The sequence below is a fragment of the Flavobacterium fluvii genome (assembly GCF_900129545.1).
GTDB classification, from domain to species: domain Bacteria; phylum Bacteroidota; class Bacteroidia; order Flavobacteriales; family Flavobacteriaceae; genus Flavobacterium; species Flavobacterium fluvii.
The window spans coordinates 332,922-355,901 of record NZ_FQWB01000001.1 but is presented as its reverse complement, the minus strand read 5'-3'; the positions used below and the strand labels follow the sequence as shown (position 1 = coordinate 355,901).

Genomic DNA, 22,980 nt, shown 5'->3' with positions numbered 1-22,980 from the left:
AATGGTAAAAAGAACCTGAATAATTGCAGTTTTATGATTTAAATAGGTGCGCAGAAAAATTTTGCGCCTTAGTGCCTTGGCGGCAAATTATTTAAACAATAAAATCGGGGGAGCACGAAGCGCAAAAAGACTTCCTTTAAAGAATTGGGTAATTTCCCTGGATTTGAAAAAAGAATATCCAGAAGGAATGGTGATTTTTTTGAATTCAAAATGATGGATATCCGAAGCAACAAAACTGCTTATTGTAAAATCGCAAACAAAACAATGATCAAAATTGTGGTGTTGATGAGTGATTTCTTCGCTGGAAGTGTATTTGTGATGGCATTTTTTTTCTGAAAGTTGTTGGGCTAAATGCTCAAAACTATGCACGGATTGAAACAGCATTACAAACAATACTGCCAGTGCCAATAGAGAATTTAATATGACAAACTTCTTTTTCATCCGCTGCAAAGGTAGTTATAGCAAATAAAAAATCCGGTTAACTTTAAAATTATTTAAAGCCAACCGGATTTTAAAGTATTAAAATGGGTTTTAAACCAGATTATTTGCCACTAAATATTCAGCAATTTGAATGGTGTTTGTTGCTGCCCCTTTTCTCAAGTTGTCGGCTACAATCCACATATTCAAAGTGTTTTCTTGGCTTTCGTCACGACGAATACGTCCTACGAATACATCGTTTTTGCCTTCAGCATATTTTGGCATTGGATAAGTAAAAGTGTCTAAGTTGTCTTGAACCGTTACACCATCGGTTTGGCTCAAAAGAGTCCTTACCTCGTTTACGTCAAAATCATTGCTGAATTCCACGTTCACCGCTTCGCTGTGTCCACCAACAACTGGTACACGTACAGCTGTAGCAGTAACTTTGATGCTGTCGTCGCTCAAGATTTTTTTGGTTTCTTTAACCAATTTCATCTCTTCTTTAGTGTATCCATTTGGTTCGAAAACGTCACATTGTGGAATACAGTTGCGGTTGATTTCGTATTTGTAAACCATGTCGCCTTTTACTCCAGCCACTTCATTTTCGAATTGTTGAACCGCTTTCACGCCAGTCCCGGTGATGGATTGGTAAGTAGAAACAATCACGCGTTTTACGTTGTATTTTTTGTGTAATGGAGCCAAAGCCAAAACCATTTGAATGGTCGAACAGTTTGGATTTGCAATGATTTTGTCCTCTTTTGTCAATTGGTTGGCGTTGATTTCCGGTACAACCAATTTTTTGGTTGGATCCATTCTCCAAGCCGATGAATTGTCGATAACTGTAGTTCCTGCAGCAGCAAATTTTGGAGCCCAATCCAATGAAGTTTGTCCTCCAGCCGAGAAAAGAGCAATGTCTGCTTTCATGTCAACTGCAGTTTGCAATCCCACCACGGTATGTTTTTGACCTTTAAATTCGATTACTTTACCTACTGATTTCTCGGAAGCTACAAGAATTAATTCGGTGTATGGAAAGTTTCTTTCTTCTAATACTTTTAACATTATTTCGCCCACCATTCCAGTGGCCCCTACAACTGCAATTTTCATAAATATATATTTTAATTTTTTATTTCTGATTTGATGATGCAAAAGTAAGCAATATGTTATTTAAAACAAGGGTGTTCACAAAAAGTAACAAAATGTTATATTTGTAACAATTGTAAAAAAGAACCACGCTGTTGGGCGTGGTTTAGTTAGAATATATAATGTAGCGGAAATTTATTTTTTCAACAAGTCCCTGATTTGTGTAAGCAATTCTTCTTGAGTTGGACCGGCTGGTGCAGCAGGAGCAGCTTCTTCTTTCTTTTTTGTTTTTTCATAAGCTTTCAATACCATAAAAATACAAAAACCAATAATCACGAAATCGAATACGGTTTGAATGAAAGCCCCATAATTTAAGGCGACTTCTGCAACGGCAGGAACTTTTTCGGTGCCATTTTCCAGAACAGCCGGAGTGCCGTCTTGTAGCACGATTTTCAAGTTTTTGAAGTCCACTTTTCCTAACAGCAACCCAATTGGTGGCATCAAGACATCGTTTGTGAAGGAAGTTACTATTTTTCCAAAAGCACCACCCACAATTACGGCTGTCGCCAAATTTACTATTTCGCCTTTCATCAAAAAGGCTTTAAAATCGCTTACGAATCCCATAATCTATTTGTTTTTGGTTATTTTTTATTGAAAACTTGTAACGAATATAATTATTTTATTTTTAAACAACTGTTATTCACGGTAAAAAACTCGTTTTACCCTTTGCGAAATACTGGTCAGGATTTCATAAGGAATGGTTTGCAATTTTTCGGCGATGAAAGAAACGCTTGGACTTTGGCCAAAAATAGTGACCGAGTCGCCTTCTTTGCAACTGATTTCGCTTATATCCACCATCAACATATCCATGCAAATGCTGCCAACAATCGTTGCTTTTTGATTATTGATGGTCACAAAACCAAGGCCATTGCCCCAATGTCTCGAAATTCCGTCGGCATAACCTATGGGAATCGTTGCGATTTGTGTTGGTTTATCAGCCAAAAATCGTCTTCCGTAGCCCACGCTTTCGCCAGCTTGAATCGATCTGATTTGAGAAATAATCGATTTTAGGGTGCCAACATTTTCCAGGTATTTCTGTTCTTCGGCATCATTGGAAACGCCATAAAGTCCTATGCCAAGGCGAACCATGTCGTATTGTGCTTGCGGAAAATTACTGATTCCCGAAGTGTTCAAAATATGGCGAATGGGTTTTATTTGCAATTCGGCCATCAATTTTGAGGATAGTTTTTCGAATAAATCAATTTGTGAATGGGCAAAATCTTGATGTCGTGAGTCATCACTCGTGGCCATATGCGACAAAATACTTTTTACGCCAACGAATTTGTTTCCTTTTAAAGTTGCAATTAATTCATCCAAATTTTCTTCTTCGAAACCCAAACGGTGCATGCCCGTGTCGAGTTTGATGTGTATGGGGAAGTGTTTCAGTTTTCGTTTTTCGGCAAGTTGAAGGAAGGCATTCAAGCCTTTCAAACTGTAAATTTCGGGTTCCAAATGATGTTGGATTATGGACGGGAAACTCGTGGTTTCTGGATTTAACACCATTATGGGCAAATTAATTCCAGCAATTTTCAACGCAATTCCTTCATCGGCAAAAGCCACGCCCAAATAATCCACCTTGTGGTGTTCGAGTAATTTGGCAATTTCAAATCCGCCGCTGCCATAACCAAAAGCTTTTACCATGACCATCATTTTGGTGGTCGGTTTCAGTTTCGATTTAAAGAAACTCAGGTTGTGGCTAATGGCGTTGAGGTTGATTTCCAGAACGGTTTCGTGTGTTTTCTCTTCCAGTGCGGCTACTATTTCTTCAAATTGAAAATGTCTTGCTCCTTTTATCAGGATGGTTTCATTGATGAAATTCAAATAGTTGAAATTCAGGAAAAAATCGGCCGTGTTTTTAAAAGTGGTGCAGTTCTTGAATTTGTGTTTGAATGTCGAAATGGTTTCGCCAATACCAATAACCCGATTGATTTTATTGGATGTAATCAACTGCGATACTTTAGAATACAATTCTTCGTTCGACAAGCCGCTTTGAAAAATATCCGAAAGAATCACGGTTTTGTTTTTGTATTGTTTTTGGCTTTCCAAAAAATCCAGCGCAATTTTCAACGACTGGAAATCAGAGCTATAACTGTCGTCAATCAGCGTGGTGTTGTTGATTCCGTTTTTGACTTTCAAACGCATTTCGACCGGATACAGCCATTGCATGCGGTTTTGAATGGTTTTCTTGTCGTATTTAAAACTCAATAAAACCATCAAGCAGGTAACGGCATTTTCGACCGAAGCATCGTCCTGAAAAGGAATTTGTATGTCAAAATTATCTTTGCCGTAGCGAATTTGCAGTATTGTCTTGTCGTCGATTGCTTTTTTTACGACAAAAACATCGGCGGTTTCATCGCTGTAACTCCAAGAAAATGCTTTTGTTTTCGTGTTGATAAGTGCATCAACAACCTTGTTTTTTTGATAAATTATTAGTTTCGAATGTTTGAAAAGTTTTAGTTTTTCCTTGATTTTTTTCTCCAAATCAACAAAACCTTCATCGTGTGCAGAACCAATGTTGGTAATAATTCCGATGGTAGGCCTGATGATGGCTTCCAGTTTTTCCATCTCGTTCATTTTCGAGATTCCGGCTTCAAAAAGACCCAGATTGTGTTTGTCGTTAATGGAAATTACCGACAAGGGAACGCCTACTTGCGAATTGTAACTTTTGGGACTTCGGATGATGTTGAAATCAGGACTCAAAAGAAAGTTGAGCCATTCCTTGACAATTGTTTTTCCGTTACTTCCCGTCAATCCAAAAACTGGAAATTTGAAAAGACTGCGATGATGGGCCGCGAATTTTTGTAAAGCATCCAATGTGTTTTCGACAACCAAAAAAGTGGCCTTGTTTGATAATCCTTCCGGAATGTTGGTGACCGCAAAGTGCAGGACACCTTTTTCGATTAGGGACGAAATGTAAATGTGGGCATCATTATTGGGGCCAACGAGTGCAAAAAATAATGTTTTTTCATTGTTTTGCAAAGAACGGCTGTCGATGGAAACATTGTCAATTATGCCGTTACTGTTTCCAAACCTTTTGGCGTGGAGGATTTTTTCGATGTTTTGGATGGATAAAGTCAAGGGTCTAACTTTTTGGTATTGAGATTAAAAATTCTGTGGGATCATTACTGGGATTTCGGAGTTTTTGAAATTAAAAAAACGCTTGTCAATAATGATTTTTTGTATGTATAAAAGTACAGAATTAAATTGTACAAGAAAAAACAATTAACTTTTTTCTGCCAAAAAATAATTTCGGAATTCTAAATTTTTTTGGGGATTTTAAACAAACTATTTTTCCTCATCCTTCTTCATCGCATAAAAATAAGCTGCGCGACTCAAAGGTTCGTATTCTTCGGTTTCGCCAAGCATGACGAGTTTGTCGTTGTCGGTTTTTCTAAAGCTGTAGTTCGCCAAATTTCCTGTTCGGGTACAGACGGCGTGCACTTTGGTAACATATTCGGCAGTGGCCATCAAGGCAGGCATTGGGCCAAAAGGATTGCCCTTGAAATCCATATCCAATCCAGCTACAATAACGCGAATCCCTTGGTTGGCCAAATCGTTGCAGATTTTCACGATTTCGTCATCAAAAAACTGGGCTTCGTCAATGCCGACCACATCGCAACCTTGTGCCAAGATGGCAATATTGGCTGCTGCCGGAACCGGTGTGGAGCGAATTTCGTTGGCATCGTGCGACACCACCATTACGTCGTGATAACGCGTGTCTATTTCAGGTTTGAAGATTTCTACTTTTTGTTTGGCAAATTGCGCTCTCTTAAGTCTGCGAATGAGTTCCTCGGTTTTGCCCGAGAACATTGAACCGCAAATAACTTCGATCCAACCAAATTGTTCTTTATGATTTACTGTATTTTCGAGAAACATTTTGTATTTTTCGGACTTTAGAAATGAATAATTTTTATTACTTTGTAACGAAAACAAACCGACATAAAATTTTCTACTTTTACGTCGTTTCAAAAGTAGAAAATTTTTATCAAAGGTTACTTCTTCCTTTGGCTAAATAAAAAATTAAGAAGACATTTATTAAAAAAGACACACCTTACTCACTATAATTTCAAAAGTTATGAAGAAAAAATTGGAAGCCGACTTGATGAGCATTGCCCACAGAGTATTGCAAATGAAAAACAAATCCGACATCAATCAATTGTGTATTGAAACAAGGAAGTTGTATGAGAAATTGGCAATTTTACAATTTGTTGAAGAACATTTTGAGGGTGCAAAACCAACTATCGGTCAAGCCGAAATAGTGGAAAAAATGAAACAATTTTTTGAAGAAAACCATTTGTCGGACATAAAGCCAACCAAGGTTCCAGAAGAAGTCGTTGCAAATAAAGTCGTTGTTGAAGAAACGGTTGAGGAAGTTTCAATTATTGAAGAAGCTGTAGTTGATGAAAACGAGGAAATTTTAGAGGAAGAAGTGGTAGAAATTGAATCGGAAGAAGGAATTGTTGCGGAATCTTCAGATGATGAATTAAAGGAGGTTGACTTTATGCCTGCTTTTGGATTGGACGAAGTGGAAGAGGAAGAAATAGAAGAGGAAATTCAGGCTAAACCGGAAGAAGTCCAAATTTCTTTTATGGATTTATTGGGCGGAGATTATACGGAAACCATGTTTGTAAAAGTGGATCATAATGCAGAAAAGTCAAATCCATTGGATTTTGATCTTCCGAAAGAAACCAATATTCAAAGCGAAAGAGAAAAACTTTTGGCTGAAATGGAATTAAATCCAAAAGATATTGAACCGAAACCAGTTTCACTCAACGAAAAATTGGCACATGGAATAAGCATCGATTTGAATGATAGAATTGGCTTCGTAAAAAACCTTTTCAGCAACAGTGACGAAGATTATAATCGTGTTTTGAACCAATTGATTACCTACGATAATTTTGAGGAAGCCCGCAGTTTTATTGAAGACATGGTGAAGCCGGATTATGGCGATTGGGAAGGAAAAGAAGATTATGAACAACGTTTTATAGAAATCATCGAGAAAAAATTCGCTTAAATGGGAAAACTATACATTGTCCCAACACCAATTGGCAACCTCGAAGACATGACTTTTCGCGCGATTCGAATTCTAAAAGAAGTCGATTTGATTTTGGCGGAAGACACGCGTACCAGCGGTAAATTATTGAAACATTTTGAGATTGGCACGCACATGCACAGCCATCACATGCACAACGAACACAAAACGATAGAGAATTTAATTTCCCGTTTGAAAGGAGGAGAAACCATTGCCTTGATTTCGGATGCGGGAACTCCCGCAATTTCAGACCCTGGGTTTTTGCTTACTCGTGCTTGTGTTGAAAACAAAATTGACGTGGAATGTTTGCCTGGCGCAACGGCTTTTGTGCCTGCTTTGGTTAATAGTGGTTTACCGAACGACAAATTCATTTTCGAAGGATTTTTGCCTGACAAAAAAGGAAGACAAACCCGATATTTGGCACTCGCCGAAGAAACCCGCACAATGATTTTGTATGTTTCACCCCATAAATTAGTGAAAACTTTAGCCGAATTTATCACTTATTTTGGCGAAGATAGACAAATTTGTGTTTCAAGAGAATTATCAAAACTACACGAAGAAAATGTTCGTGGAACGGTAAGAGAAGTATTGACCCATTTCGAAAACAAACCACCAAAAGGAGAAATTGTGGTTGTGGTTGGTGGGAAAATAACAGTTAAAGAAAATAAAAAACAAACAGATGAGAATTTCTAGTTTTTTAGTTATTTGTTTAATGTTTTTATTAACATCTTGCGATCTTTATACAGGTTCATTTGTTGTTAATAGTAGTAGTGAAAAAATTACAATAGATATTAAGTACAATCAGAATAACGAGATGATTGAAAAATATGTCAAACACCATAATGGATTTGAAGGATTTGTGAAATTTATTCGAGATTATTATAATAGTTCAAAAGGAAATTTAATAAAAATGGATTCGTCTAAATATACTGCAACTATTGAGCTGAACAAAAAAGACACATTGCGAATTTGGGGAGGTATCCATCAATCAAATGATTTTGATGAAATTGAAGAAATCGTTATCCGTTCGAATAAAAAACAAACTACAATAAAGGGTGAAGATTTCCAGGATGTTTTTGATAAAAACGGTTCGGTTTACATATATACTGTTCAATAATTTCATTCCATTTTAAAACTACTAACGAAAATTAAATTAATAAATAATGAGCATTCAATCTTTTTTAGAAAAACTAAAACAAACACCAAGCGCAATTGCATTTCCGGAAACCATTGCCGTTATTGAGGAAAATTACGATTTTACCCCAACGACTTTCAGTAATGGAACACAACATAATGAAGCAGGACAAAACTCGGGTTCTTGCAAGTTATTTGCTTTTGCAAAATTGCAAAACTTGTCCCAAGCCGAAACATTGGCTTGTTTTGGAGCCTATTATTTTGAGGAAGTATTGGGCGATCCAGAAGGAACAAACCACCAAAACATCCGTAATTTCATAAAATTAGGATGGGACGGAATTCAATTTGAAGGAGAAGCTTTGACTTTGAAAGCATAATATTTGACCACAGATAATACGGATTAAACGGATTTCCACAGATTGCAGAATTAAAATTCGTGAAAATTTGTGGCTAAAAAACCTTTGCGTCCTTGCGCCTTTGTGGCTAATCCTCCACTTCCAAATCCACAAACGAAAAGGTATTTCCGCTAAACAATCCTTTATCGGATAATTTCAAATCGGGAATAACCAGTAAAGCCATAAACGAAAGCGTCATGAAAGGCGCTTTCAAATTGCTGCCCAATTTTTTCGCCATAGCATCAATTTCCTGGTATAATTTTCCGGTTTCCCAACCATTTTTGTCGCTCATAATTCCGGCAACGGGCAACGGCAACATTTTGTTTTCAGCACCATTTACGGCGCAAACTCCACCAGTGTTTTTAATAATCAGGTTGACGGCATTGCAAATTTCCTCGTCGGAAGTTCCCACGGCCACAATGTTGTGACAATCGTGAGCGACAGAACTGGCAATGGCTCCTTTTTTCAAACCAAAATTTTTGATGAAGGCAATGGCTGGTTTGGTATTTTGATAGCGATTGACAACGGCCATTTTCAGGATATCGTTTTCCGTGTCCGAAACGATTTTCCCGTCAATGATTAAGGATTTTTGATGAATTTCATTGGTAATCAATTGTCCTTCCAAGGCTTCGATAACCCTGATTTTTGAACCTTTTCCTGAAACTTCGAAGTCTTTGATTGATTTAGAAGTAATATTAAAATTATTGGGTGTTTCAAAAGGAACCTGTTTCACTAAAGACTCACCATTTTTGGCAACTAATTCACCGTTGATATAGGTTTGTTTTACTTTAAAATCAACCAAATCTTCGACCACGATAAAATCGGCAGCATCGTTTTCTTTCAACAAGCCAACATTCATTTTATAATGATTTACGGGATTTATGCAAGCCGCTAGCAAGACTTTGAAAACGTCAATTCCTTTGGCGACAGCACGAGCGCAAAGCAAGTTGATGTGTCCCACAATCAAATCGTCGGGATGTTTGTCGTCTGAGCAAAACATCATGTTTTGATAATTTTCGGGAAGTAAATCGATGAGTGCTTCAAAGTTTTTGGCGGCACTTCCTTCGCGAATGAGTACTTTCATTCCGAGTGCTAATTTTTCTTCGGCTTCTTCAAAAGTGAAGCATTCGTGGTCAGTGGAAATTCCTGCCGAAATGTACTTTTGAACCGCTTCACCTCTCAATCCCGGAGCGTGACCATCGACTGGTTTGTCGAAATGTTTGGCCCATTCAATTTTCTTCAAAACTTCTTCATCGTCGAATAAAACGCCTGGATAATTCATCATTTCAGCCAAATAATAAATGTCGGGCGAAGCCATTAATTCCTTTATGCCTTCCGAATCGATAACGGCGCCAGCACTTTCGAAAGTGGTAGCAGGAACACAAGATGGTGCGCCAAAATGGAATTTCAATGGTACTTTTTTGCCATTTTCAATCATGTAATAAACGCCTGCCTTTCCAAGAACATTCGCAATTTCGTGTGGATCGGAAATGGTCGCCACCGTTCCGTGAAGTACTGCAATTTTTGCAAATTCGGAAGGAACGAGCATCGAACTTTCAACATGAATGTGGGCATCGATAAATCCGGGCATTATGTAATGTTGCACATCGTGGTTTTTCTCGATTATCGAAATGATTTTTCCGTTTTCGACAGTGATTTCACCGGCATAAATGCGTCGGTTTTCGATGTCAACAATTTGTCCTTGAATTTGCATTTTGTTTGTTTTAAAAAGCTATTCAAAAGTACTGCGATTTTGTATTTATTTTTAAAGGCTTTCTTAAATATTTAAAAAATTAATTTTATTTTTTGAACCATTAAGATATTAAGTTCCATTAAGCATTAAATCTTAATGGAACTTAATATCTTAATGGTTTTCTTTTTGACCATATTTTAAACTAAATTTGTCTATCTCACAAAACCCTAATTCGTAAATCAATTATGCGCTGGACCATCAAACCAAAACCTTCGGAAGAAAAAGTAAAACAGTTGGCAGCAGCTTTAAATATTGAGGAATTTGTGGCAACACTTCTTGTACAACGTGGCATTGAAACTTTCGAACAAGCCAGACAATTTTTTCGTCCCACTTTAGAAGATTTACACAATCCATACTTGATGAAAGATATGGATAAAGCGGTTGAACGTATTGAATTGGCAATTGAAAACGGTGAAAACATTCTCGTTTTTGGCGATTATGATGTCGATGGAACAACGGCAGTTTCCTTGGTTTCGTCTTATTTAAAAACTTATTATCCCAATGTTGCCACTTATATTCCAGACCGTTATGATGAAGGTTATGGTGTTTCTTTCAAAGGAATCGACTTTGCAGACGACAATGGTTTTTCGTTGATTATTGCCTTGGATTGCGGTATAAAATCGATTGATCACGTGGCTTACGCCAAAGAGCGAAACATCGATTTCATCATTTGCGACCATCATAGACCAGGAGAATTTTTACCTGAAGCGGTGGCGGTTTTGGATCCAAAACGAGATGATTGCAATTATCCGTATGATGAATTGTGCGGTTGTGGTATTGGTTTCAAATTGATTCAGGCATTGGGCGAAAACAAAAATCAAACCATCGAAGATTTGATTCCTTATCTGGATTTGGTGGCCACGGCAATTGCTGCCGACATCGTTCCAATGACGGGGGAAAATCGTGTTTTGGCTTATTTTGGTTTGCAGGTCATCAATTCCGATCCGAGACCGGGATTTAAAGCTTTGACACATCAAATAAAAAAGAAAGTTTTAGATATTACCGACGTTGTTTTTATCATCGCGCCCAGAATCAATGCGGCCGGAAGGATCAAACACGGGAATCACGCCGTGGAATTGCTGACGGAATTTGACTTTGAACAAGCCCAACAATTTGCATCTGAAATTGAAGCGTATAATTCTGAAAGGAAAGATTTAGACAAGCAGATTACCAAAGAAGCGCTTGGTCAAATTATAGAAAATAACGAAAAAGAGCGTTTTACGACGGTTGTTTTTCAGGAAGATTGGCACAAAGGAGTGATAGGAATCGTGGCCTCGCGATTGATAGAAACCTACTATCGACCGACCTTGGTTTTTACTAAAAGTGGCGATAAATATGCGGCTTCGGCACGTTCGGTAAAAGGTTTTGACGTTTACAATGCCTTGGAAGCTTGTTCGGAACATTTGGAGCAATTTGGCGGACATATGTATGCAGCTGGAATGACTTTGTTGGAAGAGAATTATTTGGCTTTCAAAAATGCTTTCGAAAAAGTGGTCGAAGAAACCATTCATCCCGATATGTTGACGCCGGAAATCTCGATAGATGCCGAAATCAATTTATCGGACATCACTCCAAAATTAACCCGAATTTTGAAACAGTTCGAACCTTTTGGACCTCAAAACATGACGCCCGTTTTCCTGACCAAAAAGGTGAAAGATACCGGATATGCACAAAAATTAGGAGCCGATGAAGAACATTTGAAACTATTTGTACGCCAAAATAATTCCGAAGGAATGGCGGCAATTGGTTTTGGATTGGGAAACAAAATGGAATTGACAACGAATAAAAAGCCGTTTGAAGCGGTGTATTGCATAGACGAGAACGAATGGAATGGCAAAACTTCCGTTCAATTGCGATTGAAAGATATTAAGTAGAAGAGATTATGAAAGTTAAAGTTAGAGATCCCTACGCAGCCTTGCGGTTTAGAGAATTCAATGTGTTTTTGATGTTGCGATTTGCCATGGTTTTTGCCTGGTCGATGCAATTTATCATCATCGAATGGGAAGTGTATAGTCTGACCAAAAGTGCGCTTTCGCTTGGAATGATTGGATTGATGGAAGTAATTCCTGCCATCGGGATGGCATTGTTCGCGGGACATATTGTCGATCAAAAAGAAAAAAAAGGAATGCTTGTCAAATGTATTTTGGGATTTTCCATCATTAGTTTTGGTCTTTTTTTATTGACTTGGCCTAGAGTGGTTGGTGATTGGTCGACCGATACTATTTTATATTCCATTTACTTTTTGGTTTTTTTAGGAGGATTGGTTCGTGCGTTTTTGGGACCAACCATTTTCTCGTTGATGTCTTTAATTGTTCCTAAAAAAGCCTATCCCAATGCAGCTACTTGGAGTAGTTCGGTTTGGCAAATTGGTGCTGTTGTTGGACCTGCCGTGGCTGGATTTTCGATTACATGGATAGGAGTGCACTGGTCTATGTGCACTATTTTTGCCTGTTCTGTTTTAGCCTTGTTGACTTTGACACAAATTTCCAAAAAGCCTATTTTGAATCCAAAAATAGGAGAACCCATAATGGAAAGTTTAAAGGAAGGAATAAAATTCGTTTACACCAATAAATCGATTTTGGGAGCATTGACACTGGATATGGTGGCGGTTCTTTTTGGAGGTGCGGTGGCACTTTTGCCTATTTTTGCCCAAGATATTTTGAAAGTAGGTCCCGAAGGTTTCGGAATATTAAGAGCTGCTCCGGCTGTTGGCGCTTTGTTGACGATGTTTGTATCGGCTCATTTGCCTTTTTATAAAAATGCGGGAATCAAATTATTGGCGGCCATTTTTGGTTTTGGTGTGTGTATCATTGTTTTTGGACTTTCCACTTGGTTTTGGTTATCGGTTTTTGCTTTGTTTATGAGCGGCGTTACCGATGGAATTTCGGTGGTGATTCGTCAAACGATTTTGCAACTCAAAACACCCGATTCCATGCGAGGTCGTGTGGCAGCAGTGAATTCTATTTTTGTAGGTTCGTCCAATGAATTAGGCGCTTTCGAAAGTGGATTGACGGCCAAATTGATGGGAACGGTTTCAGCGGTTGTTTTTGGCGGAAGCATGACCCTTTTAATCGTGGTTTTCACGGGAATTAAATTGCCGGGATTTAGAAAACTGGATTTACAAAAAGATTTGGAGGAACACGAAAATCATAAATAAGGTTACCATATAAGTTGCTCAATTTTGCTTACATGACTTATATGGTTAAAAGTTTTTATTCAAACTTTTTCAATTCGAAAGTTTCTCCATCAAAAACTCCATAGGTAAAATAACTAATCCAATCTCCGAGATTCACGTATTCGGCCTTTTCGCCAACAGGAACGATCATTGGCAAATGGCGGTGACCAAAAACAAGATAATTGTAATGTTTGGTTTCCAGTTTTCTTTTGGAATACAAAATCAGCCATTCGTTTTCTTCGCCAAGGAATTTCACGTCTTCATCGCCGGAAATCAACTTGTTTTTTACCGAAAGATATTGTGCCAGTTTCATTCCAATATCGGGATGCAACCAACGATACAGCCATTTGGAGAACGGATGCGTGAATACTTTTTTCATTCGTTTGTATCCTTTGTCGCCGGGACCTTTTCCGTCGCCGTGACCTATGAGGAAGGTTTTTCCGTTGAAAGTATATTCCTGGTTGTCGTGATACACGGGAATGTTCAGTTCTTTTTCGAAATAATCATCCATCCATAAATCGTGGTTGCCCACAAAGAAATAAATGGGAATTCCGCTGTCACGAATTTCGGCCAATTTTCCCAAAACCCGCACAAAACCCTTGGGGACAACGGTTTTGTATTCGAACCAGAAATCGAATAAATCGCCTAACAGAAAAATCGCTTCAGCATCTTTTTTGACTTCGTCGAGCCAAGCGACGAATTTTTGTTCTCTGGGAAAACTCAATTCAGGGGTTGGTGCGCCAAAATGTTGGTCGGAAGCGAAATATATTCTTTTGTTGGGCGTGATTTGCATAAAGCTAAAGTAGGTTTTTTGAATTACAAATTATCGCTTGCAAACCATTCGGCGAAAGAAGATTCGGTTTCTTGCAATTTCAAGGAAAAAAGGTTGATGTTTTCGGGTAATCTACTGATGATTCTTTTTGAAAAATCGACCACCATATTTTCGCTAGTCGGTTGATAATCAACCAAAATTACGTGATGTCCACGGGATTTTAGTTCGTTTGCCAATTCAATATGAGGAGTAGTTTCATTGAAAACCGTGGCGTGGTCAAACTGGTCCACAATTTCTTCTTTGACTATTTTCTTCAAATCAGTAAAATCGATCACCATTCCAAATTTCACGTTCTTGCGGTCTGTTATGGGAGTTCCAATTACGGTAACCGACAATTTATAACTGTGTCCATGCACATTTTTGCATTTGCCGTCATAACCGTAAAGGGCGTGACCGGTTTCGAAACCAAACTGCTTTGTAATCCTGATTTTGCTCATTGTATTTTTATTTGAGTGCAAATTTAGTGAATCTACTCCTTTTTGTCTCTTTTTTTTGCCCTATAATACATCCAATAGGCAACGCCAACCAATAAAACAAAAGGGAGATAAGAACCTATGATTACGCCGATTTGATAACTGCTGTCGGGTGCGTCTTTTATTTTTTCTGCAACATTCACTTGTAGTAAAGGCAGGATGAGGTACATCATTAGTTTATTTTTTAAATTGAGTCAAGGCTTTTCTCGAAAAATCCGAAAGCACTAATTTTCCCGAAATTTCGGCTCTTTCGTAAAGTAAAGTGCTCCAGTTTTCGGTTCCTTCCCAAAGCACTTTTTTCATTTCAGCTAAAGCTTCAGGATTGTAACTGGCCAATTTATTGGCGAGAGCCGCAATTTCCAAATCTAATTCGGCTGAAGTTTCAAACACTTTGGCGTATAATCCTTTTTGGTTGGCCCATATGGCAGTTTTCCATTCGGTATCCAAGGTCATTTCGGTTACGGCGCTTTTTCCTATTTTTCGGGTTACGGCAGGTTCTATCACAAAAGGTCCAATTCCTATGGCTAATTCCGATAATTTTATGGCACTTTCAGTTGTTGCCAAAGCATAATCGCAGGCAGCAGCAATGCCCACTCCGCCACCAACGGCTTTTCCGTGAATTCTTCCCACGATTATTTTCGAACAATTGCGCATCGCATTCAAGACATTGGCAAAACCGGAAAAGAATTTTGTGGCTTCTTCGGGATTGGAAACGGCAAGGAGTTCGTCAAAAGAGGCTCCGGCACAAAATGCTCCCGAACCACTGCTTTTTAAAACAATCACCGAAACTAATGAATTGTTGCTAAGCTCATTGAGTTCATTCGCCAATCGGTTTAGCAAATCACCTGGAAAAGAATTGCTCGCTGGATGCCCAAATTCCAGGGTTGCGATTTTGTTTTTGATTGTCGTGATTAGTGAGCCGTTTGGGTTTTGAGTTGTCATTACACAGAATTTGATGTAAAGTTAAAAATATTAAGGGAAGCAGGATATTTTTTTTAGAAATTTGCTTTATACTTTATTTATGTGTTATATTTGCGCCACAATTGGGGGATTAGCTCATTTGGCTAGAGCGCTTGCCTGGCAGGCAAGAGGTGACCGGTTCGAATCCGGTATTCTCCACAATAAAAAACCATAATTACTTTTTTCGTAGTTATGGTTTTTTTGTTTTAAAATTGAAGTCGATTAATACAAATCTGATTTACCAGATTTTAACTCTTTTGTTTGGAGGCAAGTATAAAGAATCAGTTGGTTTTATATTGAAAGCGGTATAGAATTCAGGAATATTTCTCACAACACCATTTATTCTAAATTTGTTTGGAGAATGTGAATCACCCGCCACTAGACTTCTTAATGCTTTCTCTCGAGTTTTGTCTAGCCAAACTTGGCCCCAACCAATGAACACGCGTTGTTCGCCTGTGAAACCATCTAAAATTGGCGATTTTTTATCTCCAAGGCTCATTTTGTAAGCTTTTAAAGCAATAGATAATCCTCCCAAATCTCCTATGTTTTCACCTTGGGTAAATTCTCCATTAACATTCAAGTCAGGGAACACTTTGAACCCGTTGTATTGTGCCACTAAAGCTCCTGTTTTTATTTTGAAGGCTTCTAAATCTTTTGGGGTCCACCAGTTACGCATCACGCCATCGCCATCAAAAGTACTTCCTTTATCATCAAAACCGTGTCCGATTTCGTGTCCGATTACGGCTCCAATTCCCCCATAATTCACGGCGTCTTCCACGGTCATGTCAAAGTAAGGAGGTTGTAAAATGGCTGCTGGAAATACAATTTCGTTAAGTGTTGGTCTGTAATATGCGTTTACAGTTTGTGGTGTCATTCCCCACTCGGTTCGATCGACAGGTTTGCCTAGTTTGTTGATTTGTCTATTGTAGGCAAAGGTTGCTGATCTTGCCAAGTTGCCGTAAAGATCTCCTTTAATGACTTTTAAAGTGGAATAATCTCGCCATTTGTCAGGATAACCTATTTTTATGGTGAATTTGGATACCTTGTCTAAAGCCTGTTTTTTAGTTTCGGGACTCATCCAGTCTAGCGTTTTGATGTTTTCTTCATAAGCTTTAAGTAGGTTTTTCACCATAATGGTTACATGTTCTTTGGCTTCGGGCGAGAAGTGTTTTTCGACATAAACTTTACCTACAATCTCGCCAAGGTTGTCGTTAACCATTTGAACGCCTCTTTTCCAAAAGGGTCTTTGTTTTTCGATGCCGTAAAGAGTTTTGGCATAAAAATCAAAGTTTTCGTTTAATAAAGCCATATTTAACAATTTTGCGGCTCCGTGGATGCTACTCCATTTTAGATAGGCTTTCCACGTGTCTAAAGGCGTTGTTTTTATTATGGTATTGAGTGATTTGATGTAATCAACTTGCGTGATGACGATGGTTTTTTGGTTGGGAATTCCTGCGTTTTTCAGCATCGAAGTCCAATCAAAATCTGGCATAAGTTGGTTCAAATCTTTTATGGCATAGTTGTTATATAATTTTACCATATCGCGAGTTTCCTCTTTTTTCATGTGCTTCGAAGCCAGAGCCGTTTCTAAAGCCATAATTTTCGGAGCAAGTACAGCAGCATCTTTCAGGCCTCCAAGCCGTAGCATTTTTTCAATATGGATTACATATTTTACACGTATTTCTTTTGATTTGGCATCCTCAAGAAAATAATATTCTCTTTCAGGTAACCCAAGGCCGCCCTGCCAAGTAACCAACATATATTGGGTTGGGTCTTTAAAATCTTCAACAACCCCTATGGAAAAAGGAATGTTGTCACCTAATTTATTGACATAGCCAAAATGGGCTGCTAAATCTGCATAGCTGGCAATTGCATCTATTTTTTTAAATTCAGGAAGTAAAGGTGTAATTCCTTTCTGATTTCGTGTTATCGTATCCAAAACAGTCTTATAAAAGTCGCCGATTTTTTGTTCATTCGAACCATCAGCAAAATTACCTTTTGAAGAATTTTCTATAATTTCCTTTACGTCTTCTTGTGCTTTGTCATCAATGATGTAGCCTACACCATAGCTGGATTTATCTGAAGGAATTTCGTTGTTCTTAATCCAAGTTCCATTGACATAAGCGTCAAAATTATCTCCTGGTTTTACGGAAGTATCCATGTTTTTCAGAATGATGCCAGAAAGCAGTTCTTCTTTTTTACTATATGCCACAAGCAATAGCAATGATGCCGCCAGCATCGGAATTTTGAATAGTAATGATTTGATTTTCATGGTATTTGGTTTTTAGATTATCAAAAGTAAGTAAAAAGATACGGTTTGATGCAATGTTTGGATGGTTTTTTAGTGCGAAAGTTCCGATAGTTCAAAAAACATGATAAGATTGGTTTTGTAATTGTGTTTAATTGAGAGTCAGAAAAATGCGATGTTACTTTTGCAATTATAATGTAGAGTCCATAAAATAGGACTATTTGGCATCATCAAACAAGCAGTGAAATAGCCAATATAAACCGGAATTGGTTTTTTTGGACGATAATGAAACTCAGGTCGAAAAAAAATTCGTATTATTGATTTGATTAATAGCTGTTTACATGACGCATCAAGAATATCGCCAACTTTCTTCCGATTTGCAGCAACTGCTAAAAACCATTCCGCTTCATTGGGGTGCGATTCAAAATGATGGAACCGATCATAAGATTAATATGTTCCAAATCCATTCCTTTGCGGACTTGGAAATTCGAATCCAAAACTTGTCGGAGGAAGACAAGAATTATTTTCGAAGAAGATGGTTTTTGTGGAAATGTGCCCAATGTGACGAATATATTTTCTGCACGAACAGCAATGTAACTGCAAATCCCAACTCAAAAGACCAAGGCTATGACATCGAGTTTAACGGAAATTCGCAACTGCGATTTGATGTCAAAGGAACGGTCATTCCAAAGAAATTCAGGGACAACATTGATGTCATAATCCAAGATCCGACCGAGATGGTTCGGTTTTTCTATGAAAAGCAAAGTTGTGGTGTTCGTGACCATGTTCAAAACAGGTTGTTTGTTGTTCACCATTCTTTCAGAAGTCCGGAACGAGAAATGGTTTTGAGATGCCATTGGGATTACAAAGAGAATTTATACAAAGAATATGCTTCCAAAATTTCGTCTTCTTCCAATTTTGTCCATTATCAAAACGTAAAATCGGGTGTCATTTTTATTTTCGAAAATGAAGACAAAAGCTTTTCGCATAAATTTTTTTAGCAGTTTGATTTTTGTAAATTGCGCCAAATAAACTACAGCATTTTGGACAAAGAATCACAAAATAATTTCTTCTACGGCATCACCGAAATTTCCGAAAAACTTGGAGTTTCGCAAAAACTAGTCCGAAGACATATCGCGAGCGGAGCTTTGCAATCGACCAAAATTGGCGGAGTTTATAAAATTCCAGTTCAATCATTGGATGATTTCATCAATGATATCGAGATAAAGAACGAAGAATTATTGAATTCTGATTCCTCAATAGAAAAGCCGAAAAAGACTTCAAAAACAACCAATAATTACAAAAACAATTCCAAAGACGACGTCAATTGGATAGATGTTGTGGAAGATTGGAAGAATCCAAAAAAATCCAAACTCACCTTTGTGGACTTGTTTTCAGGGGCAGGAGGTATCACCAAAGGATTTGAAATGGCAGGATTGAATGGCGTTTGCGGACTGGATTGGTTTGAAGCGGCCGGAAAAACCTACCGAAGAAATTTCAAGCATCCATTCATAGAAGGCGACATCAAATCACCCGAAAAGAAAGCGGAATTTTATGCCACCGTAACAAAAGAATTGAAGGGAAGACCACTAAATATCGTTGCTGGCGGATTTCCGTGCCAGGGATTTAGCATGGCTGGCAACCGAATTGTTGACGATCCGAGAAATTCTCTATACAAGGAATTATTGGAAATTGTGACGACCCTGAATCCCGAATTCGTGGTTTGTGAAAATGTCGTTGGTATCCGATCAATGCACAAAGGCAAAGTCGAAGAAATGATCATCAACGATTTCAAGGCTGCCGGTTACGAAATGAAAGTAACCGTTTTGCGCGCTGCCGATTATGGCGTTCCCCAAAAAAGAGACCGTGTTATTTTTGTAGGCAATCGCATTGATAAAACCAATTTTCACCCAACGCCTTTTCTGAAACCAACGGAATATATCACGACAGGCGAAGCCATTGGCGATTTGATGGAAATGGGCGACAACATTGAATTCAATCACGTGCTCACCAAACATCGTCCCGATATGGCCGAAAGAATGTTGCAACTCGAAGAAGGGAAAAGTCTCTACAAAGGCTATTCCGACGCTTGGAAAAAATGCCCTTGGAATGAGGCTTCCTGCACCATCAAAGAAAACCACGGAGGAGTAAACGTTCATCCCAAATTGCCAAGAGTCTTGACGGCAAGGGAAATGGCAAGAATTCAATCCTTTCCCGACGATTTTATTTTTGAAGGGCCAAAAAACAAACAATTGGTGCAATTGGGCAATGCCGTTCCACCATTATTGTCGAAAGCAATTGGCTTGGCGATTCGAAAATCCTATGATTTGGTTTAATAAACCGCATAAAACCGCTAACTTTGAATTAGGTTTTAAATCCATTTTTTATGGACAATCTAACTTCAATCCAGCGTTCCAAAATTATGCGAGCCATTCGCAGTACCAACACCAAGGACGAAGTGCGTTTGGCAAAAGCCTTGTGGCATCTCGGTTATCGGTATCGAAAAAACAACCGGAAAGTTTTTGGCACACCCGACCTTACTTTTAAAAAACTCAAAATCGCCATCTTCGTCGACAGCGAATTTTTCCACGGCAAAGATTGGGAAACCCAGAAAAACCGATTCAAGAGCAATCAAGAATTTTGGCAAAAGAAAATCGAAAGAAACATGCAGCGAGACCTTGAAGTCAGCAAGTATTTGACGGAACAAGGCTGGACGGTAATTCGCTTTTGGAGCACGGAGATTAAAAATAATTTGGAGGATTGTATTGTCAAGATTCAAGCTGAAATTGCCTTGAAGCAAGATTAAAAAATAATTTCTAAGCCGTATAAGATTTTTATTATCTTTAATTTTAAAATAAACATAAAGAATATGGGGAACTATTTCGAGAGTGCCAAAAGTTTTTTTGCAACCAAAGGTTTTAAAAGAACATTCAAAATTGTTGGGTTTTTCTTTCTGGGCTTGTTTGCCTTGATATTGGTTGGCGCAATAGGCTTGCGTATTTATTTTGAAAGGAATAAAACCGAAATAGTTTCCAAAATCAATGCCCAAATCAACGAGAATATTTTGGGGGAAGCCAAAATTGGCGACATTGGATACAAGTTCTTGATAGGATTCCCTAATTTTACCGTAGTCTTGAAAGACGTCGAACTGAAAGACAGTTTGATAGCCGTTCATAAGCGTCCCGTGCTGAAAGCGGGTGAAATCGAGGTGCGTTTGAATGTTTTGAAGTTGTTGAGAAAAGAGGTCAGCATTCATAAAATAGTCATCAACGACGCGACAATTGATTTGTTTAAAGACATAAACGGAGTCAGCAATTCCAATATCTTCAAGCCGAAAAAGAACAAGCCAAAAAAGGAAAGCAACACCACGACTTCCATTGATGAGGTGGTTTTGAAAAATGTCAACTTTATTTCGGAAAATCAAAAAGGGAGAAAGTTGTTTTCTTTTCAAATAGAGTCCCTGAAAACTAAAATAGAATACACGGATCAAGGTTGGAAAACCGATGTCCGCATAAAAACCTTTGCCAAAAGCCTAGCCTTTAACACCAAACACGGAAGTTTTGTGAAAGAGAAAGCCATAGTAGGCAAGTTGGCAGTCGATTTTTCGAATGCACAAGAGAAGATTAGTGTCGTTACCGAGGATTTGGAAATTGGGGACGATCTTTTTGACATTACGGCTCATTTCAACATTGGAAAAGGGAATTCCTTGTTTGATATTGACATTCGGACCAAAATTAAATGGAGTAATGCTTATAATTTATTGTCCAACAATATTAGTTCCAAACTCAACAAGTTTGATTTAGGAAAACAGCTTCAGGTTTCTTGCGTTATAAAAGGCGACATGAGCGTTGCGGGCGATCCTGAAATTGTGGTCAATGCCGTGATTAAAGACGACCAACTGAAAACTTCTTATGGGGAAGTCGAAAATTGCAGTTTTAATGGAAAATTCACCAACAATTACGTAAAAGGACCCGGTTGCAATGACGCCAACTCTGCCGTTATCATCACTAATTTCAAGGGGGATTTCAGGGAAATTCCCATCAGTATTCCGTCGGCAATTATCAATAATTTGGAGAAACCGGTGGCTACCGGCAAATTCAATTCAGAATATGAGGTGGTTAAATTAAACAACACCATTAGCGAGGATTTAATGAAATTTTCGGAAGGAACGGCCAAGGTGAATCTTGATTTTAAAGTGGATATCGTTAATTTGAAGCTGAACAAGCCCCATTTTACGGGAAATATCGATATTAAAAACGCCAGTTTTTATTTCAAACCCAAAAACATCAATTTTCAAAAAACAGACATTGTGCTTCATTTTACCGAAAAAGCCTTGTTGATTGAAAAAATCAAATACCAAAACAAAGTAAACACGGTTTTAATGGAGGGGAAAGTGGATAACTTTCTCAATTTATACTATGATGCTCCTGAAAAAATGACGGTTAATTGGAAGATTTACAGCCCGTATTTAGACATTAGGCAAACTGTTGCGGTTTTGTCTTATCACGATAAATCGGCACCCGAAAAAACCAAATCCAAAAATCATTCTTCTGGTCAATTGCAGCAAGTATTCAGCAAATCAAAAGTTACTCTTGATTTGTTGGTTGATAAAATGGCATTCAATAAAATGGTGGGAAACAAGTTCAAGGTCAATATTTTGTTGTCCAATAGCGGTTTGTATGTCAGAAATGGATCGATGCAAGGCAGTACCGGAAGTTCTATTTCTTTTGATGCGCAGCTGGTTCCAAAAAACGAATTGGCACTTTTTAAATCCAATATAAAAGTTAGCGATGGCGAAATTTCAAGGTTTTTGGCTTCTTTCAATAATTTTGGTGTAAAATCTTTTAAGCCCAATGACATCAAGGGAAAGCTTTCGTTCAATGCTTCTCTTTCGGGAGTTCTCAATGCCAAAAGAGATTTGGTGAAAAGCTCGCTTGCTGGAAATTTTAATTTTCAGATAAAAAATGGTGCTTTGGTCAATTTTGGACCGATTCAAAAAATAGGGAAAGTGGCTTTTTCGAATAGGGACGTGAGCAATATCGCTTTTAGCGATTTATATGGAATCACGACCGTAAAAGGAGATGTAATAACGGTTAAAGAATTTAAAATAACGTCCAATGTTTTGAATTTAGACGCCAAAGGAACCTATTCCTTGTCTCATACAGGAACGAATTTGGGGGTGAGAATTCCTTTGAGAAACCCAAAAGACGATTACAAGATTACCGACGCCAAGGCCAGGGAAGCGGCTCGGTACAAAGGAATCGTCGTAAACTTGCTTGTGGTTGACGGAAAAAACGGAGAAACCAAAATAAAATTAGGCAAAGTATCTGAAGAAGCCTCTCAAGAAAAACAAACCACTAAAAAGAAATAGGATTTGGATTCCGTCTTATATATTTCCTTAATTTTGCCGAAATATTCAAC

The 22,980-nt window shown here is 38.1% G+C and carries 21 protein-coding genes and 1 tRNA gene; 11 read left to right on the top strand and 11 right to left on the bottom strand.

Features of this window, described 5'->3' with window-relative positions; genetic code table 11:
- Positions 1-87 precede the first annotated feature (87 nt).
- The 5 genes from BUC16_RS17550 to BUC16_RS01455 all read right to left on the bottom strand — a co-directional run bounded on the left by BUC16_RS17550 (position 88) and on the right by BUC16_RS01455 (position 5,433).
- Positions 88-441 (bottom strand): hypothetical protein, encoded by a 354-nt coding sequence (locus BUC16_RS17550; protein WP_073367392.1) that lies wholly within the window; start codon positions 439-441, stop codon positions 88-90.
- A 90-nt stretch (positions 442-531) separates the two neighbouring features.
- A complete protein-coding gene (locus BUC16_RS01470) occupies positions 532-1,521 on the bottom strand; it encodes an aspartate-semialdehyde dehydrogenase (RefSeq protein ID WP_073368630.1) in 990 nt (329 codons plus the stop codon).
- A gap of 171 nt (positions 1,522-1,692) precedes the next feature.
- Positions 1,693-2,121: a large-conductance mechanosensitive channel protein MscL gene (mscL, locus tag BUC16_RS01465; protein ID WP_073367391.1), complete on the bottom strand. Its 429-nt coding sequence runs from the start codon at positions 2,119-2,121 to the stop codon at positions 1,693-1,695.
- Positions 2,122-2,193: 72 nt separating this feature from the next.
- On the bottom strand, positions 2,194-4,635 hold the full coding sequence (locus BUC16_RS01460) for a bifunctional UDP-N-acetylmuramoyl-tripeptide:D-alanyl-D-alanine ligase/alanine racemase (RefSeq protein ID WP_073367389.1): 2,442 nt from the start codon (positions 4,633-4,635) through the stop codon (positions 2,194-2,196).
- Positions 4,636-4,842: 207 nt separating this feature from the next.
- Positions 4,843-5,433, bottom strand: coding sequence for a thymidine kinase (locus BUC16_RS01455; RefSeq protein ID WP_073367387.1), 591 nt, complete (start codon positions 5,431-5,433; stop codon positions 4,843-4,845).
- Between the two features lie 199 nt (positions 5,434-5,632).
- Between BUC16_RS01455 and BUC16_RS01450 the strand changes: the two genes are divergently transcribed.
- The 4 genes from BUC16_RS01450 to BUC16_RS01435 are packed head-to-tail and all read left to right on the top strand — an operon-like array spanning position 5,633 to position 8,100.
- Positions 5,633-6,571, top strand: coding sequence for a DUF8457 domain-containing protein (locus BUC16_RS01450; protein WP_073367386.1), 939 nt, complete (start codon positions 5,633-5,635; stop codon positions 6,569-6,571).
- Positions 6,572-7,282, top strand: a complete 711-nt coding sequence (rsmI, locus tag BUC16_RS01445) for a 16S rRNA (cytidine(1402)-2'-O)-methyltransferase (RefSeq protein ID WP_073367384.1) — start codon at positions 6,572-6,574, stop codon at positions 7,280-7,282.
- Positions 7,269-7,706, top strand: coding sequence for a hypothetical protein (locus BUC16_RS01440; protein ID WP_141226054.1), 438 nt, complete (start codon positions 7,269-7,271; stop codon positions 7,704-7,706). The genes rsmI and BUC16_RS01440 overlap by 14 nt, the downstream gene beginning before the upstream one ends.
- 46 nt (positions 7,707-7,752) lie before the next feature.
- The gene (locus BUC16_RS01435) at positions 7,753-8,100 is read left to right on the top strand and encodes a HopJ type III effector protein (protein ID WP_073367381.1); all 348 of its coding nucleotides are present in this window, start codon (positions 7,753-7,755) and stop codon (positions 8,098-8,100) included.
- 106 nt (positions 8,101-8,206) lie between these two features.
- Here BUC16_RS01435 and ade read toward each other — a convergent pair whose 3' ends face one another.
- A complete protein-coding gene (ade, locus tag BUC16_RS01430) occupies positions 8,207-9,832 on the bottom strand; it encodes an adenine deaminase (RefSeq protein WP_073367379.1) in 1,626 nt (541 codons plus the stop codon).
- Between the two features lie 224 nt (positions 9,833-10,056).
- Between ade and recJ the strand changes: the two genes are divergently transcribed.
- Both recJ and BUC16_RS01420 read left to right on the top strand, forming a co-directional pair.
- Positions 10,057-11,745, top strand: a complete 1,689-nt coding sequence (gene recJ, locus BUC16_RS01425) for a single-stranded-DNA-specific exonuclease RecJ (RefSeq protein WP_073367378.1) — start codon at positions 10,057-10,059, stop codon at positions 11,743-11,745.
- 8 nt (positions 11,746-11,753) lie between these two features.
- Positions 11,754-13,028, top strand: a complete 1,275-nt coding sequence (locus tag BUC16_RS01420) for an MFS transporter (protein ID WP_073367376.1) — start codon at positions 11,754-11,756, stop codon at positions 13,026-13,028.
- Between the two features lie 55 nt (positions 13,029-13,083).
- On the opposite strand, the gene BUC16_RS01415 is transcribed toward BUC16_RS01420, so the two are convergent.
- From BUC16_RS01415 to BUC16_RS01405, 4 genes are read right to left on the bottom strand one after another with little or no spacing between them, the layout of a single operon-like run.
- On the bottom strand, positions 13,084-13,839 hold the full coding sequence (locus BUC16_RS01415; protein WP_073367375.1) for a UDP-2,3-diacylglucosamine diphosphatase: 756 nt from the start codon (positions 13,837-13,839) through the stop codon (positions 13,084-13,086).
- A 23-nt stretch (positions 13,840-13,862) separates the two neighbouring features.
- On the bottom strand, positions 13,863-14,315 hold the full coding sequence (locus tag BUC16_RS01410; RefSeq protein WP_073367373.1) for a 6-pyruvoyl trahydropterin synthase family protein: 453 nt from the start codon (positions 14,313-14,315) through the stop codon (positions 13,863-13,865).
- Between the two features lie 32 nt (positions 14,316-14,347).
- Complete coding sequence (locus BUC16_RS17690; protein WP_170860840.1) at positions 14,348-14,524, bottom strand: hypothetical protein; 177 nt, start codon at positions 14,522-14,524, stop codon at positions 14,348-14,350.
- A gap of 4 nt (positions 14,525-14,528) precedes the next feature.
- Complete coding sequence (locus BUC16_RS01405) at positions 14,529-15,293, bottom strand: enoyl-CoA hydratase/isomerase family protein (RefSeq protein ID WP_073367372.1); 765 nt, start codon at positions 15,291-15,293, stop codon at positions 14,529-14,531.
- Between the two features lie 103 nt (positions 15,294-15,396).
- On the opposite strand from BUC16_RS01405, the gene BUC16_RS01400 reads away from it, so the two are divergent.
- Positions 15,397-15,470 (top strand) — tRNA-Ala (locus BUC16_RS01400).
- Positions 15,471-15,549: 79 nt separating this feature from the next.
- Here the strand turns inward: BUC16_RS01400 and BUC16_RS01395 are convergent.
- Complete coding sequence (locus BUC16_RS01395; RefSeq protein ID WP_211517970.1) at positions 15,550-17,583, bottom strand: M13 family metallopeptidase; 2,034 nt, start codon at positions 17,581-17,583, stop codon at positions 15,550-15,552.
- A 317-nt stretch (positions 17,584-17,900) separates the two neighbouring features.
- On the opposite strand from BUC16_RS01395, the gene BUC16_RS01390 reads away from it, so the two are divergent.
- From BUC16_RS01390 to BUC16_RS01375, 4 genes are all read left to right on the top strand, one after another.
- A complete protein-coding gene (locus BUC16_RS01390; protein WP_073367370.1) occupies positions 17,901-18,560 on the top strand; it encodes a hypothetical protein in 660 nt (219 codons plus the stop codon).
- Positions 18,561-18,602: 42 nt separating this feature from the next.
- Entirely contained in the window at positions 18,603-19,895 is a 1,293-nt protein-coding gene (locus BUC16_RS01385; RefSeq protein ID WP_073368626.1) for a DNA cytosine methyltransferase, read from the top strand.
- A gap of 50 nt (positions 19,896-19,945) precedes the next feature.
- Positions 19,946-20,365: a very short patch repair endonuclease gene (locus BUC16_RS01380; protein WP_073367369.1), complete on the top strand. Its 420-nt coding sequence runs from the start codon at positions 19,946-19,948 to the stop codon at positions 20,363-20,365.
- 63 nt (positions 20,366-20,428) lie between these two features.
- Entirely contained in the window at positions 20,429-22,930 is a 2,502-nt protein-coding gene (locus tag BUC16_RS01375) for an AsmA family protein (protein ID WP_073367367.1), read from the top strand.
- Positions 22,931-22,980: the final 50 nt, after the last annotated feature.

Bases quoted from the DNA above. Each gene is read 5' to 3' on its own strand.
- BUC16_RS17550 (WP_073367392.1), bottom strand. From the start codon at position 441: ATGAAAAAGAAGTTTGTCATATTAAATTCTCTATTGGCACTGGCAGTA.
- BUC16_RS01470 (WP_073368630.1), bottom strand. From the start codon at position 1,521: ATGAAAATTGCAGTTGTAGGGGCCACTGGAATGGTGGGCGAAATAATG.
- mscL (WP_073367391.1), bottom strand. From the start codon at position 2,121: ATGGGATTCGTAAGCGATTTTAAAGCCTTTTTGATGAAAGGCGAAATA.
- BUC16_RS01455 (WP_073367387.1), bottom strand. From the start codon at position 5,433: ATGTTTCTCGAAAATACAGTAAATCATAAAGAACAATTTGGTTGGATC.
- BUC16_RS01450 (WP_073367386.1), top strand. From the start codon at position 5,633: ATGAAGAAAAAATTGGAAGCCGACTTGATGAGCATTGCCCACAGAGTA.
- rsmI (WP_073367384.1), top strand. From the start codon at position 6,572: ATGGGAAAACTATACATTGTCCCAACACCAATTGGCAACCTCGAAGAC.
- BUC16_RS01440 (WP_141226054.1), top strand. From the start codon at position 7,269: ATGAGAATTTCTAGTTTTTTAGTTATTTGTTTAATGTTTTTATTAACA.
- BUC16_RS01435 (WP_073367381.1), top strand. From the start codon at position 7,753: ATGAGCATTCAATCTTTTTTAGAAAAACTAAAACAAACACCAAGCGCA.
- ade (WP_073367379.1), bottom strand. From the start codon at position 9,832: ATGCAAATTCAAGGACAAATTGTTGACATCGAAAACCGACGCATTTAT.
- recJ (WP_073367378.1), top strand. From the start codon at position 10,057: ATGCGCTGGACCATCAAACCAAAACCTTCGGAAGAAAAAGTAAAACAG.
- BUC16_RS01420 (WP_073367376.1), top strand. From the start codon at position 11,754: ATGAAAGTTAAAGTTAGAGATCCCTACGCAGCCTTGCGGTTTAGAGAA.
- BUC16_RS01415 (WP_073367375.1), bottom strand. From the start codon at position 13,839: ATGCAAATCACGCCCAACAAAAGAATATATTTCGCTTCCGACCAACAT.
- BUC16_RS01410 (WP_073367373.1), bottom strand. From the start codon at position 14,315: ATGAGCAAAATCAGGATTACAAAGCAGTTTGGTTTCGAAACCGGTCAC.
- BUC16_RS17690 (WP_170860840.1), bottom strand. From the start codon at position 14,524: ATGATGTACCTCATCCTGCCTTTACTACAAGTGAATGTTGCAGAAAAA.
- BUC16_RS01405 (WP_073367372.1), bottom strand. From the start codon at position 15,293: ATGACAACTCAAAACCCAAACGGCTCACTAATCACGACAATCAAAAAC.
- BUC16_RS01395 (WP_211517970.1), bottom strand. From the start codon at position 17,583: ATGAAAATCAAATCATTACTATTCAAAATTCCGATGCTGGCGGCATCA.
- BUC16_RS01390 (WP_073367370.1), top strand. From the start codon at position 17,901: ATGACGCATCAAGAATATCGCCAACTTTCTTCCGATTTGCAGCAACTG.
- BUC16_RS01380 (WP_073367369.1), top strand. From the start codon at position 19,946: ATGGACAATCTAACTTCAATCCAGCGTTCCAAAATTATGCGAGCCATT.
- BUC16_RS01375 (WP_073367367.1), top strand. From the start codon at position 20,429: ATGGGGAACTATTTCGAGAGTGCCAAAAGTTTTTTTGCAACCAAAGGT.